At 49.0% G+C, this 13,602-nt stretch carries 11 protein-coding genes; 5 read left to right on the plus strand and 6 right to left on the minus strand.

Going from position 1 to position 13,602, the window contains the following annotated elements:
- Positions 1-14 precede the first annotated feature (14 nt).
- Positions 15-983, minus strand: coding sequence for an ABC transporter substrate binding protein (locus N8M53_RS14885; protein WP_269580136.1), 969 nt, complete (start codon positions 981-983; stop codon positions 15-17).
- 505 nt (positions 984-1,488) lie between these two features.
- Between N8M53_RS14885 and nhaD the strand changes: the two genes are divergently transcribed.
- Positions 1,489-2,919: a sodium:proton antiporter NhaD gene (nhaD, locus tag N8M53_RS14890; protein ID WP_269580137.1), complete on the plus strand. Its 1,431-nt coding sequence runs from the start codon at positions 1,489-1,491 to the stop codon at positions 2,917-2,919.
- Positions 2,920-3,029: 110 nt separating this feature from the next.
- On the opposite strand, the gene N8M53_RS14895 is transcribed toward nhaD, so the two are convergent.
- Genes N8M53_RS14895 through dctP form a run of 4 tightly spaced genes read right to left on the minus strand, consistent with a single transcriptional unit; the run spans position 3,030 to position 6,446 of the window.
- A complete protein-coding gene (locus N8M53_RS14895) occupies positions 3,030-3,470 on the minus strand; it encodes a universal stress protein (RefSeq protein WP_077521750.1) in 441 nt (146 codons plus the stop codon).
- A gap of 21 nt (positions 3,471-3,491) precedes the next feature.
- Positions 3,492-4,775, minus strand: coding sequence for a TRAP transporter large permease (locus tag N8M53_RS14900; protein WP_046075961.1), 1,284 nt, complete (start codon positions 4,773-4,775; stop codon positions 3,492-3,494).
- 16 nt (positions 4,776-4,791) lie between these two features.
- A complete protein-coding gene (locus tag N8M53_RS14905) occupies positions 4,792-5,367 on the minus strand; it encodes a TRAP transporter small permease (RefSeq protein ID WP_046075960.1) in 576 nt (191 codons plus the stop codon).
- Positions 5,368-5,423: 56 nt separating this feature from the next.
- On the minus strand, positions 5,424-6,446 hold the full coding sequence (gene dctP / locus N8M53_RS14910; RefSeq protein WP_269580541.1) for a TRAP transporter substrate-binding protein DctP: 1,023 nt from the start codon (positions 6,444-6,446) through the stop codon (positions 5,424-5,426).
- Positions 6,447-7,039: 593 nt separating this feature from the next.
- Between dctP and ppiC the strand changes: the two genes are divergently transcribed.
- From ppiC to N8M53_RS14930, 4 genes are all read left to right on the plus strand, one after another.
- The gene (gene ppiC, locus N8M53_RS14915; protein WP_269580138.1) at positions 7,040-7,321 is read left to right on the plus strand and encodes a peptidylprolyl isomerase PpiC; all 282 of its coding nucleotides are present in this window, start codon (positions 7,040-7,042) and stop codon (positions 7,319-7,321) included.
- A 157-nt stretch (positions 7,322-7,478) separates the two neighbouring features.
- Positions 7,479-8,615 carry a GGDEF domain-containing protein gene (locus N8M53_RS14920; RefSeq protein WP_269580139.1) on the plus strand — a complete coding sequence of 379 codons (1,137 nt, stop codon included), beginning with the start codon at positions 7,479-7,481 and terminating at the stop codon, positions 8,613-8,615.
- 250 nt (positions 8,616-8,865) lie between these two features.
- Complete coding sequence (locus N8M53_RS14925; protein WP_269580140.1) at positions 8,866-10,242, plus strand: alpha-amylase family protein; 1,377 nt, start codon at positions 8,866-8,868, stop codon at positions 10,240-10,242.
- A gap of 177 nt (positions 10,243-10,419) precedes the next feature.
- Positions 10,420-12,579 carry a S9 family peptidase gene (locus N8M53_RS14930; protein WP_269580141.1) on the plus strand — a complete coding sequence of 720 codons (2,160 nt, stop codon included), beginning with the start codon at positions 10,420-10,422 and terminating at the stop codon, positions 12,577-12,579.
- A 109-nt stretch (positions 12,580-12,688) separates the two neighbouring features.
- Here the strand turns inward: N8M53_RS14930 and N8M53_RS14935 are convergent, their stop codons facing one another.
- On the minus strand, positions 12,689-13,456 hold the full coding sequence (locus N8M53_RS14935; RefSeq protein WP_269580142.1) for a siderophore-interacting protein: 768 nt from the start codon (positions 13,454-13,456) through the stop codon (positions 12,689-12,691).
- Between the last annotated feature and the right edge of the window lie 146 nt (positions 13,457-13,602).

Raw genomic sequence — 13,602 nt, forward strand, 5'->3', positions numbered from 1 at the left:
AAGACTGATACAAACTAGTCTACGATGCGTGAGGCGCGATCTAAGATAGACGCAGGCACCTCAAGGCCGAGTTTCTTAGCCGCTGCGCGATTGACAGCAAGGTCTGACCCTTCCGCCACTTTCGCTGGCAATGATGAAATCGGTTTGCCTTCCAGCACCGCGGCAACATAATCTGCGGTTTGTACGCCAACTGAGTAGTAATCAAAGCCTAATGCCACCACGGCACCATTCGGGGTATAAGAGGTGGAGCCGCCGATAACGGGTGTGCCTGCCGAATTAGCCGCTGCCACTAAGCCATCAATGGCACTGGCGACCGTGTTGTCTGTTGGAGCGTAAATCACATCAGACTGTGTCGCGACGACTTGTGCGGCAGACTGGACGTCGGCACTTTTTAGTGCAGTCCCTTCGACCACTTTAATCCCATGCTGCTGCGCCGCTTCTTTGAGAAGTTCGACTAAGGTCACTGCGTTTGCTTCGCCTGGGTTGTACACCACGCCAATAGAGGAAAGACTAGGTAAAAGTTCTTTGGCCAGTGCGACGTGTTGTGCCACAGGAGAAAGATCAGACAGGCCAGTCACATTGCCGCTGGGGGCATCCATGTTTTTGACCAGCTTAGCGCCGACAGGGTCGGTCACAGCGGTAAAAATCACTGGCACATCACGGGTAGCGGCCGCGAGTGCTTGTGCTGAGGGGGTCGCAATCCCGACAAGTACATCGGGCTGTTCGCCGACATACTGACGGGCAATCTGTACCGCAATAGCGGGGTTACCTTGTGCAGTTTGATATTTAAAATCGAGATTCTCGCCCTGGGTATAACCTTTAGCAATTAAGCCATCCAATAGGCCATTGCGGGCGGCGTCTAGCGCAGGGTGTTCCACAATCTGAGAGACGGCGACATGCGCCGTTTCAGCCAGGGCGGAAGTGGTCGTTCCCACTGACAGCGCAGCCGCGCAGACAATGGCAGCGAGTTTAGGTGCTTTCATAGTGACTCCCTTCTTCGAACGATGCATCCCAGCAAGTAGCAATGATGCGTTTGCGATGTTGTGTAAGTGTTATTTTTTGGTTTTTTCAATGAGGATGACTAAAATCATTCACTTTTTATTTAAATCTAGTCGATTTTTGCTGACTATGACAGCGATTACCAACTAGTAAGTTGATATTATTAATCTTGACAGTAACCCATGTCACCTCTTTTTTACGGTTGAAACGTGCTTAGCAATAGACGTTAACGCCATATTTGTTAATATTATGTTCGCTTTTGTTCTGCGGTGACCTATCCGTGCAAAATAAACAATTGATACATTGCACGATTGCCACAGAGCACGCTTTTTAAACTGTCTTTTAATGGTGAGAAATGTGTCACCACGCCGAGGCGACGCGATTTGTCTCTATGACGGGTGGTAGGCCAATAAACAGTCGGAAACAGACTGATTAACACGACTTAATTGTCATATCAGAAGTAAGGAAACAAAATTTGGAGGCTCAAGGATGAAGCGTTTGGTTGCGGCGTTGGCGATGGTATCGCCAACGGCTTTTGCCGCTACGACAGGAGAAGGGCTGGATTTAACTCAGTCCTGGGTGGGCTATGCGTCTTTGGCAATCTTTGCGGTTGCCTACAGCTTAGTGATGCTAGAAGAAAAGCTTCACTTGCGAAAATCGAAGCCTGTTTTGCTGGCGGCTGGCTTGATTTGGCTGCTCATTGGTTTTGCCTACTCTCAATGGGGCAATATGGCACCGGCGCATGCTGCGCTAGAGCACAATCTGTTGGAGTACGCCGAGCTATTATTGTTCTTGTTGGTGGCAATGACCTACATCTCGGCGATGGAGGAACGGCGTCTATTCGATGGCTTGAAAGCGTGGATTTTGAGTAAAGGCTACGATTTGAGAAGCCTGTTTTGGATTACCGGGATCCTATCTTTCTTTATCTCGCCAGTGGCGGATAACCTTACCACTGCACTGTTAATGTGTACCATTGTGTTAAAAATTGGCGGTGATAACCCTCGGTTTATTAACCTAGCTTGCATCAACATTGTTGTGGCGGCAAACGCCGGCGGTGCTTTTAGTCCCTTTGGTGACATCACTACCTTGATGGTGTGGCAGGCGGGCAAAGTGACCTTTGCCGAATTCGGGGCCTTGTTTATTCCGTCTGTGGTTAACTACGTGATCCCTGCCTTTATCATGTCGCTATTTATCCCACGTACACAACCGGATGTGATGCAAGAGCATGTCGAGCTCAAACGCGGTGCTCGCCGCATCATGGTGTTGTTCTTGCTCACTATTGCCACTGCGGTTGCTTTCCATGGCTTTATTCACTTCCCGCCAGTGATGGGGATGATGATGGGGTTGGCTTATCTGCAGTTCTTTGGTTTTTATCTGCGCCGCACGCTTCCGCGCTCGTTAGCGCGTAAACGTGCTATTGCTGAGGCGAAAAATGATGAAGCCGCATTACGTCGACTGGGCTCAGTGGTGCCTTTTGATGTCTTCCGCCGTATTTCCCATGCTGAGTGGGACACCTTACTCTTCTTCTATGGGGTGGTGATGTGTGTTGGCGGCCTTAGCTTAATTGGTTACTTATCGCTGGTCTCGAATGTGATGTATCTCGAGTGGAACCCTGTCTGGGCGAATACCCTCGTTGGCGTGTTATCAGCGGTGGTGGATAACATTCCGGTCATGTTTGCGGTATTAACGATGAGCCCTGAAATGTCGCACGGTAACTGGCTATTGGTGACGTTAACGGCGGGTGTTGGTGGTAGCTTGTTGTCGTTAGGCTCAGCGGCCGGGGTGGCCTTGATGGGACAAGCGCACGGCAAATACACTTTCTTTGGCCACCTAAAATGGGCGCCAGTGATCATGCTTGGTTACTTCGCCTCTATCGGTGTCCACCTCGTACTAAATAGCCATTATTTCCACATGCAATAAACGCGCTTAAAACATTGATAAAAAAGGCCAGCATCTTTCGATACTGGCCTTTTTCTTGTCGTGATGACCGGGTGCAGTTACAACGTGCGACAAAATGCCATCACAGACGGTTAAACCACCATAGTGGGACAATGTGCACGGCCTGCCACACGGTGGGAGACACTGCCAAGAAACATACCGTCTTTGTCTGAGTGGGTGCCATGCGCGCCCATAACAATCAAATCCACCTCTTTGCTTTTCGCAAACTTGATGATGGTTTTGGAAGGGCGTCCACCTTTGACAAACCCACGCACACTCTCGCCACCGTTTTCGAGCGCATGTTGTTTGGCTTGCTCAACAATGTTGCGCGCGTATTCGCTCAGGGTCTGATCTGGGATCTGCAACCGATCGGGGCGCACCATCGATAGTGAAGCCTCAAACAAACTGTGATGTTTAAACACACACAATAAGTAGAGCTCAGCATGAGTAAGTTGTTGCAACTCAATCGCTTTATCTAACGCATTTAACGCAGAATATGAGCCATCGACGGCAACCAGTATTCGTTTAAACATCCAAGTACTCCTGTTGTTTAGTTACCCAAACGCGATATCACGTAGGAATAACGCAATCTGAGGGAACATCACCAGCAGCGCGGCTGACAGCAGCAGCATCGCGATAAATGGCCCCGTTCCTCGGATAACTTCCCAATAGGGTTTTTTGAAAATCGCAATAGCAGTAAAAATGTCACAGCCAAACGGAGGTGTTGCTGAGCCGATCGCCACTTGCAAGGTGATCACAATCCCCACATGTACAGGATCAAGACTAGTGGCTTCTATCGCAGGTGCAAATATGGGCGTGAGTACCAAGATAACCACAATCGGATCAACGAACATACAGGCGACAAAAAAGGCAATTGAAATGGAGGCCAACACACCCATTGGGCCCATTTCACTTATCCCCACCGCTTCGAGAATGGTTTGCGGGATTTGCGCGAAAGAAATGATCCAAGAAAAACCGTTGCCCACGCCGACAAGAATAAAGACCACAGCGGTAATTAGACCTGTTGAGCGTGCGATCGTGAACACATCTTTGCTGCTAAGTGAGCGAAAGACGCCAAATTCTAAGATCATCGCATAAAGCACACACACCGCGGCCGCTTCCGTGGGACTAAAGACACCGCCATAAATCCCGCCGACGATGATCAGTGGGAACATCAGTGGCCACAAGGCTTTGCGGGTGGCGGTAATCCGCTCGCTCCAGCTCGCTTTAGGCTCAGTCGGCACTTTGTGGACAGTGGCGTAATACAAGCAGTAGAGCGAGAAAAAGGTCAGAATCATTAACCCAGGACCAATCCCAGCAATGAATAGCTCGGCAATGGAGGTTTCTGAGATCACCCCGTAAATGATCATCCCGATGCTGGGTGGGATCAAAAAGGCGATATCACTAGAGTTGATGATTAACGCGAGCGAAAAAGAGTCGCTGTAGCCGGCTCTGAGCAGCTTTGGACGCAATGCCGAGCCAACGGCCACCACGGTCGCTTGTGTTGAGCCAGACACGGCACCAAATAGGGTACAAGAGGTGGCGGTACTGATCGCCAACCCGCCACGGATATGACCAATAAAGGTCATTACCATATCAATCAGTCGGTTAGCGGATTGTCCCCGCGTCATAATGTCGGCGGCGAGAATAAACATAGGAACAGCAATCAATGAGGCAGGGCGGATGCCTCCCAGCACTTGCTGAATAAAAGTGTCCATTTGACCAACGCCGCCAAACATCATGTAAAAACCGGTTAGCGCGGCAGCAATCAAAGGGACCATCATTGGAAAGCCAAGCACGAGCAAGACAATCATGATGAGCATTAACGTCATGGCCATAGTGGTAGGTGCCTATTTAAACTTCACTTTCTGTCTCAGCGTAACCATCGAGGACGCCAGCGGAGAGGTAAACATCGGGTGAGGTGAGATTTTTATAGACAGTCAACCAGTACTGAATGCCGGTGACGATAAATCCGAGTGGCACCCAGATATAAATCCACCAAATCTCGAAGCCAAGTGCTGGCAAGATACGACCGCGGTCATAAACGGAGACAATGTATTGATAAGAAAAATACGCCAACACCAGCATGATAAGGCCTGTGATCAGCGCAATGCTTGTCATTAAGATCTTTCTACCTTTGAAAGGCAGGGTGTCATACAGAGCAGACATACGGATGTGGCGACCATGACGCGCCGCGTAGCCAATCCCTGCAAAGGTGATTAAAACAATTAAAATGCGATTGATTTCGCCAGAAAAAAATAAGCCCTGCCCAAAACCAAAACGTGCAATAACGTTGACACAGGTATTTAGGGCCATTAAGAGCACACCAGCGGCCAACATGAAGGACTCGATTTTACAAATCAGGGTATCCAGTTTGCCAAGGAGGCCGGGAAGCTCGGAGTGGTACGTGAGAGAGTCGGAATCGGTCATTACGTATTCCTCGGGTAAACAGGCACCGCATAACACGGTGCCTGAGTGATTAGCGACTAGTTAGTAACAGCGTCCAAGTCTTTCTTAAACTGGTTAAGAAGTGCTTTACCGCTTTCGCCAGTCATTTCGTAGAAGGTTTCCTCTACCTGTGGCGCACGCGCTTTAAACTTCTCGATTTGCTTATCAGTCAAGCGTGTCACAGTGACTTCATCACTCGACGATTTGATTTTCTCAAGCGATTCTTCAGCCAAGCCACGGATGTGTTCAACGGTTTGGTTAAACGCATAGTCAGCGGCATCGCGGATCATCGCTTGCTCGTCAGACGACAAGCCGTCAAAGAAGTCTTTATTTGCCATTGAGGCGGTGGTAAACCAGCCGTGGTGCGTAAAGATCAGGTTAGGTGATACTTCGTACAAACCGCCTGACTCAATCCAGAAAATCGGGTTTTCTTGGCCTTGGATCATATTGGTTTGGAGTGCACCGTATACTTCACCCCATGGCAATGGCGTTGGCGTCGCACCAAAGGCTTCATACGTTGATGAAAGCAGTGGGTTAGTCATGACGCGAATTTTCTTACCCTGAAGATCGGCTGGCTCAGTCACAGGCTCGTCCGCCGTCATCACCATTTCGCCTTCTGGATACATTTTGAGCAGCTCAAGACCTTGCTCTTCATACAGCTCGGGGAAGTCTTCATTCACCGCTTTACTCTGACGGAAAAATTCAATCACAGTTTCCATATCCGTCGGCATCAGGTAAGGGATAAAAAAGATTTGTGCTTCTGGGATCAACGAACCGGTAAAGCCAGGTGATTGGTTTACAAACTGAAGGATACCTGCCTGCGTTTGTTCCATGATGTCGTCGGATTCACCGAGTTCACCGAAACGATAAATCTGCAGTGTGTGCTCAGAGTTCTCCTCAATATACTCCTTGAATTTGTGTGCATAGACGTCTTGCACGTCACCTTCGTACTCCTCGTGGGCATAACGCCAAGTGTCGGCATTGGCCATGGCTGAGAAGCCTAACGCGGCGGCAACGCATGAAATTGCAGTCAATTGCTTAAGGTGGCTGTAAATGGACATCATGTCCCTCCGATATGTGGATTAGCTTTCACTCGTGGTTAACGAGAGTGTGATTGAGATCGGTTTCTCATCGAGTGAGGTGGCAACAGGTGCCTGTCTCTCCTATACCCGTAAAAGCATCTGCCGATGTTTTTAAACAAATAGCAGATAATACAGACAGCTTAACCATCAGAGGTGTAAATATTAAAGTCAGATGAATATCAACGTGCCAGCAGTGTGATTTAGATCTCTTTTTGATGCTTTTTATGACGATAAACGCTGCTCCCTTCAACGTGTTGTTATGCATCAAAATGCGATCAAATCAGCGTTTTAAGGAGTGTTACTGCAATAGAAACGGATAGAAATCAATAGCAGTCGGTCATGAAGAAACTGAATAGAGCTGGCATAAAAAAGGCTGGAGGAACCCAGTTTTTTCTATTTTATCTTTCCACCTCTAATGAATTGCTGCTGGTTTTTCGCGCTGAACTTCATACTCGCCGAGATCAACAGCTCAAAGCCTACTTCGCGCGTCGGTTCTGGTCGCCTCACAATTCTTGTTATCCAGTTGAAGAAATCCGGTATACTGGGCGGCCTTAATTTTACGAGGCAGCCCGATGGCCAAGAAAGCAGCAGCCCTTCACATACTGGTGAAGGATAAGTCGCAAGCAACCTCTTTGCTTGACCAGCTTAAAAAAGGTGCAAACTTCCAAACGCTCGCGAAGAAGTACTCGCAATGCCCGTCGGGTAAGCGAGGCGGTGATTTAGGCGAATTTCGTCACGGTGACATGGCACCGCCGTTCGATAAAGCGGTATTCAGTGGTGAGTTATTGCGCCCGCTTGGGCCGATAAAAACCAAATTCGGATGGCATATTATCAAAGTCTTGTATCGCAACTAATTCTATCGCTCACGATCTGCGGGTAGCATCGGCGCATGGACGCTGAAACTGTCATAAAGATTAACCGCGATAAATTGAAGCCGCGCACATTGATTGCCGGAAAACCACCACGGATAAAGTGGTAAAGTTAAAGTACGCCCTCATTAATGTATCTCTGATGTTCAAACTCGATGCACCGACACTGCTCATTACGCTGACTGCAATCCAATGGCTGCTAGCGGCTTTTTTATTGGTACAAAACCGCAAAGAGCCGGGGATTAACGGCTGGGCGCTCTCGCTTTTTATTCATGGCTTTAGCAACCTATTCTTGTTTGCCCGTCCACACCTTCATCCTTATTTTGGGATCGTTTTTTACAATGTCTGTGTCATGGTGGCATTTTCGTTCAGCCATTGGGCGCTGGGGCAAATTTTTGTGCGTGACGTACCGCGTTGGCAGTTGGTGCTACCTGTTATTCTGTCCGTGATATTTATGGCATCGCACCTTGATGACATCGGGAGTCGTGTGGTGTACGCGAGTTTGATCATCAGTATGCAGTTAGGGCTGATGACACAAACCATCGTGAGTAGCACGGACACAGGGGGTCAGCGTTTAAAGCGTTGGCTCATCATGGTGATGGGTGGGTTCAGTATCGCCTTTGCCGGCAGGGCGACATTTGCACATTTTTATCCTGATTCGTTTACGCCGCTGCTGGGCACGTCGCTATTACAAGCAGGGCTGATTTTATCGGGCATCGCTTACAGCGTGATCAACACTTTGATTATCTTTTTGTATAAATTGGAGCGCGTCCACGAGAAGCTTCATCGTGAAGCGACCCGAGACAGTCTGACTGGGCTATTAAATCGCCGTGCATTTTTGGCAAAAGCTAAACGGCGCGTTGAGACGGCCGCTTTCCCTCTCAGTGTATTGATGATCGACTTGGATGACTTTAAAGCCATTAACGACTCATTCGGCCACTCGGTTGGCGATAAAATACTGAAACATTGTGCTGACGTTTTCGAGCAAATCATTGATGAAAAAGGTGTTGTCGGGCGTTTGGGGGGAGAAGAGTTCGCGGTCGTGCTGCCTTACTGTGACAGTGCTAATGCGCAACAGTTATCTGCAGAGTTGCTGAATGCTATTCAGATCAGTGGTTCAACGCTTGAAATGCGCTTGTCTGCCAGCATTGGAGTGACAACCACCACCGAGGCGTTGGATATTGATTGCTTGGTGGCGCAAGCGGATGATGCCCTTTATTGTGCCAAGCATGAAGGGAAAAACACATTTAAAGAGTACACCCTACACGCCATTCCTTAAGCAAAGCTGGTTACGAACCCGCTTGAAGAGCCAAACCTATTTCGTCCCTCACTGTTTTGGCATCCGTTATACAGGCCAACGAGGGTTTCTTAATCCTCAGCGAAACACTGACTACGCCTTGCTCATCATCCTCATTCAAACAACCAAAGGAGGAGGGCGGGCTGCGTACAGCACTTATAATTTTGACCATTGAATACGCTCACCCACAACGGGAGCACGGTCGATGCGCGAACGCGATGAGGAGAGAGACATGAACGGCTTACAAGACCCACAATCATCAGGGGCCAACGTTATCTTGCATGCATTTGATTGGAAGTATGCGGATGTTGTCCAACGCGCCGAGGAGATCAGCGCGCTAGGGTATGGCTCGGTGCTGGTCTCTCCCCCGATGAAAAGCGAACAAGACGAACGCTGGTGGCTTAGGTATCAACCCCAAGACTATCGTGTGATTGACAATGCGCTTGGAAACACGATGGATTTTAAAGCGATGGTTGAGGCGTTAAACCGTGTTGGCGTGCTTACATACGTGGATGTGGTCTTCAACCATATGGCCAATGAAGCGCATGTTCGCAGCGACTTGACTTATCCCAGCCAAGCGGTGAGGGCGGCCTATCACGCGCACGAAGACCACTATCGCACACTGACCTTGTTTGGTGATTTATCCGAGCCACTCTTTACTGAGCATGACTTCGTCGACGCATTTGGGATACAGGATTGGAAAGATAGATGGCAAGTACAAAACGGCCGTATTAGCGGAGGGGGGAGCGATCCGGGATTGCCGACACTGCGTGTGTGTGATCATGTGATAGCACAGCAACGCGCCTATCTTAAGGCGTTAAAAGCCATTGGCGTAAAAGGGTTCCGGATTGATGCAGCTAAGCACATGACCCTAGAGCACCTCAAGCGCGTATGGACGGATGATATTACCCATGATGTGCATATTTTCGGCGAAATCATCACCGACGGAGGTGCGAGCAAAGAAGAGTATGAACTGTTTCTTGCTCCCTATTTACAACAGACTTGTTTAGGTGCTTACGATTTCCCCCTTTTCTCAACGCTTTACCACGCTTTTTCTAGCCAGGGTAGCCTTAAATCTTTGATTGACCCTTATTGCTTCGGCCAAGCGCTATCGAAAGGGCGCGCGATCACGTTTGCGATTACCCATGACATTCCCAACAATGAGGTTTTCTTAGGTTTGGTAATGGATGAAGCGAGCGAGTGGCTTGCTTACGCGTATATATTGGGACGCGATGGCGGTGTGCCATTGATTTATACCGATCTTGATACCAGTGGTATCAAAAGGGAAGACGGCCAACCAAGGTGGCTAAACGCGTGGCAAGATCCAAAGATGGTGAAAATGATCGCCTTTCATAATTTGACCCATTGTGAGCCCATGCGTGTCTTGGAGGCGACCGACGACTGGCTGGTGATGCAACGGGGGGAGGCAGGTATAGTGGTGTTAAATAAATCGCTAGAGCCGCAATCACTCTCAGTGACGCTGGAAAATGATTGGCGCGATATGCTAACGGGCGTCACGGTCTCGAGCGGGCAACATATTGATGTCGCCGCCCAGTCGGTGATGATGCTCGTGCCGTCGATTAACCCCCAAGTGGCTAAAACGCGATAATTTGCCGTTTAACGCTAAATACAATGATATTTGCACTCAGGACGCATTAGAATGTGAGTCATTTGCGAACGATAAAAAGAACATTGTTTATTGGAACTTGCTTGATGCCCTCAGGTCAGTAAAGAGGCGCTTTTTTGTTAATTTACTGTTACGGCCTAATAAACCTGAAGGAAAAGTATGTCCCGACACATTTTACTCACCGGAGCACTGGCGGTGTCTTTGCTCTCAGGGTGCAGTTTTCAAGGAGAGTCACACGTGAAAGCTTCCAGCCCAGGCGAACTGAGTGCGCCTGTCGCGAAAAAAATCCCTCATGAAATGACCATTCACGGCGACACGCGCGTGGATAACTACTATTGGATGCGTGACGATGCACGCCAAGATCCTGATGTGATCGCCCATCTTAATCAAGAAAACGCTTATGCCGACCAGGTGCTCGCGCACACTGAGCCAATGCAGGCCAAACTATTCGATGAAATCAAAGGGCGTATTGTCAAAGACGATGCCTCGGTTCCCGTCAAAAAAGGCAGTTATTTCTATTCCAGCGAAGTGGAAGGCGATAATGAATACCGTACTTACGTGCGAGCGAAAGACTTTGCCGGCACCGACAAAACGGTAATTTTGGATGTCAATGCGCTCGCGAAAGGGCATGAGTTTTACAGCATTGGCCAACTCAGTGTCAGTCCAAACGAAAACCTATTGGCCTATGGGGAAGATACCCTTAGCCGCCGCGTTTATACCATTCAAGTTAAAGACCTCACCACCGGTGAGTACCTCGACGATAAAATTGAAGGTGCCTCGAGCAGTATTGTGTGGCAGAACGACAACCAAGCCTTCTACTACATCAAAAAAGATCCGCAAACCTTGCTGGGTTATCAGGTGTATCGCCACCGTTTGGGCACCCCACAATCCGCTGATACGTTAATTTACGAAGAAACGGATACCAGCTACTACACCGGCTTGAGTAAAAGCAAAGACGGTGAGCAGATCTTTATTTGGCACTCCAGCACTGAAACCAGCGGCGTATCGCTCGTGGATGCCAATGATCCGAATGCCACCGCCGAAGCGTTTTATCCGCGAGAAACCGGCATTGAATATGACGTGGCGAAGCGTGGCGAGTGGTATTACATCTATACCAACTACCAAGCAGTCAACTTCCGCTTGATGAAGGTTCATCAAAGTGAGCGTGACGATCGCAGCCAATGGCAAGATGTGATCGCGCCAAACGATAAGGTGCAGTTGGTAGATTTTACGCTATTTGATAACCACTTGGTGTACGAGCAACGCGAAAATGGTTTGCCGCGAACCACGGTGCGTAACTTCACCACTGGGGAGGAATATCAGCTCTCGTTTAACGACTCGGCCTATGCGTCTTACCTGACCGGCAATGCGGAAATGGACAATTCTGCGGTGCGCGTGTATTACACCAGCTTGACCACACCGGGCACCTATTACGAGTTTGACTTAGCGTCTGGCGAGCGTGAAATGCTCAAACAAAACCAAGTGCTGGGTGATTTTAATCCGGATAACTACCAATCCGAGCGGGTGATGATCACCGCACGTGATGGCGCGCAAGTGCCCGTGTCTTTGGTGTACCGTAAAGACCGCTTCAAAAAAGATGGCACTAATCCGCTTTATCAATACGGTTACGGCTCCTACGGCGCCACTATGGAGCCCATGTTCTCCACCACGCGTTTAAGCCTGTTAGATCGCGGCTTTGTCTTTGCTATTGCCCATATTCGCGGCTCTGAAATGCTAGGTCGCCCTTGGTATGACGACGGCAAAAAGCTTACCAAAAAGAATACCTTTAACGACTTTATTGATGTGACTAAAGCGCTGACTGCGCAAGGCTATGGCGATAAAGACAAGGTGTTTGCCGTTGGCGGCTCAGCCGGTGGTCTGTTAATGGGGGCAATCATCAACCAAGCGCCAGAGCTCTATTTAGGCGTGGCCGCGCATGTGCCGTTTGTCGATATCGTCACCACCATGTTGGATGAGTCGATTCCACTGACCACCAACGAGTATGACGAGTGGGGCAACCCGAATGACAAAACCTACTATGAGTACATGCTCAGCTATTCACCATACGACAATGTCACCGCGCAAGACTACCCTAACTTGTTGGTCACCACAGGCTTGCATGACTCGCAAGTGCAGTACTTTGAGCCAATGAAATGGGTCGCAAAACTGCGTGAACTCAAAACCGATAACCATACGTTGGTGTTTAAAACCGATATGGAAGCCGGCCACGGCGGCGCATCGGGGCGCTTTAAGCGGATTAAAGAAGATGCATTAGAATATGCCTTCTTCTTCGATTTGCTCGACAAGCAGGGTAACTAAGTTGACGACTAGAAGTTGAAGATCGAAAAAGCGCCGCTATCGGCGCTTTTTTTATGCGGGATGAGACGCAATAAGCACGCTCACTGCAGTTGAAAAAAGGTGTTTAGGCTTACTGATTGTTCTCCGCATCTTCGCGCTTGATCACCTTGTGGCCTTCTTCGGTCACGCCATTTTTCCAATAGCTGCTGATGTAAATAAATTCACGCTCGACGTCATGGTCGTTGCGGAAATATTGGCGCAGTGCGCGCATGCTCTCAAACTCACAGGCACACCACACGGACACTTGCCCGTTTAACCAAGGCTGTGCTTTTACCGTCTTGGCCAACGTCGGTGTGGTCAGCCAAATAATCTCCATCCCCGCGGGGGCGTCGAGTGGTTGGGCATCCTCTGCGGCATCGAGCTGGATCACCGCATAGCCTTTGGCATCGCGAGGCAAGGTTTTGATCTTGGCTGATAGTGCTGGCAACGCGGTCATATCGGCAACCATAAAGAACCAATCTGCATCTTGATTGATTGGCGCAATCGTCCCAGGGCCGGCAATATTAATGGTATCGCCCACTTGGGCATTCAGTGCCCAGCGTGCGGCAAAACCACAGTCGGCTTGCTCGATTTGGTGGCGAACCATATCCACTTCAATTTGCTGCTGGCTAGGCATAAAGCGGCGAATGGTGTAGGTACGCATCACAGGGCGCTCGCCTTCTGCTAATCCGCTCAGATCGGTACTTCCCGCTTTATCAAACAGCAGCTTGATATAGCCGCCTTCACACTCAGACGGAAAGTCTGCAAATATCTCACCTTGTAGGGTAAGGCGTTGCATATTGGGTGTGACGGTTTGGGTATCGATAACGTGTGTGAGGTGATAGTTTGGCTGTTTCATATTATCTAACTTAAAATCATTATCATTTACAACTATCATACCATCTGGATGTGGAATGTGTAAGCGCTTTACATTGGTTTACGCTTCTTCACTGGGCAAGACCGTGATAAATGGGTAAGATGACGCAACTATATTATTACTAAAAA

Source organism: Salinivibrio kushneri (genome assembly GCF_027286325.1).
GTDB classification, from domain to species: Bacteria; Pseudomonadota; Gammaproteobacteria; order Enterobacterales; family Vibrionaceae; genus Salinivibrio; species Salinivibrio kushneri_A.

Bases quoted from the DNA above. Each gene is read 5' to 3' on its own strand.
- N8M53_RS14885 (WP_269580136.1), bottom strand. From the start codon at position 983: ATGAAAGCACCTAAACTCGCTGCCATTGTCTGCGCGGCTGCGCTGTCA.
- nhaD (WP_269580137.1), top strand. From the start codon at position 1,489: ATGAAGCGTTTGGTTGCGGCGTTGGCGATGGTATCGCCAACGGCTTTT.
- N8M53_RS14895 (WP_077521750.1), bottom strand. From the start codon at position 3,470: ATGTTTAAACGAATACTGGTTGCCGTCGATGGCTCATATTCTGCGTTA.
- N8M53_RS14900 (WP_046075961.1), bottom strand. From the start codon at position 4,775: ATGGCCATGACGTTAATGCTCATCATGATTGTCTTGCTCGTGCTTGGC.
- N8M53_RS14905 (WP_046075960.1), bottom strand. From the start codon at position 5,367: ATGACCGATTCCGACTCTCTCACGTACCACTCCGAGCTTCCCGGCCTC.
- dctP (WP_269580541.1), bottom strand. From the start codon at position 6,446: ATGTCCATTTACAGCCACCTTAAGCAATTGACTGCAATTTCATGCGTT.
- ppiC (WP_269580138.1), top strand. From the start codon at position 7,040: ATGGCCAAGAAAGCAGCAGCCCTTCACATACTGGTGAAGGATAAGTCG.
- N8M53_RS14920 (WP_269580139.1), top strand. From the start codon at position 7,479: ATGTTCAAACTCGATGCACCGACACTGCTCATTACGCTGACTGCAATC.
- N8M53_RS14925 (WP_269580140.1), top strand. From the start codon at position 8,866: ATGAACGGCTTACAAGACCCACAATCATCAGGGGCCAACGTTATCTTG.
- N8M53_RS14930 (WP_269580141.1), top strand. From the start codon at position 10,420: ATGTCCCGACACATTTTACTCACCGGAGCACTGGCGGTGTCTTTGCTC.
- N8M53_RS14935 (WP_269580142.1), bottom strand. From the start codon at position 13,456: ATGAAACAGCCAAACTATCACCTCACACACGTTATCGATACCCAAACC.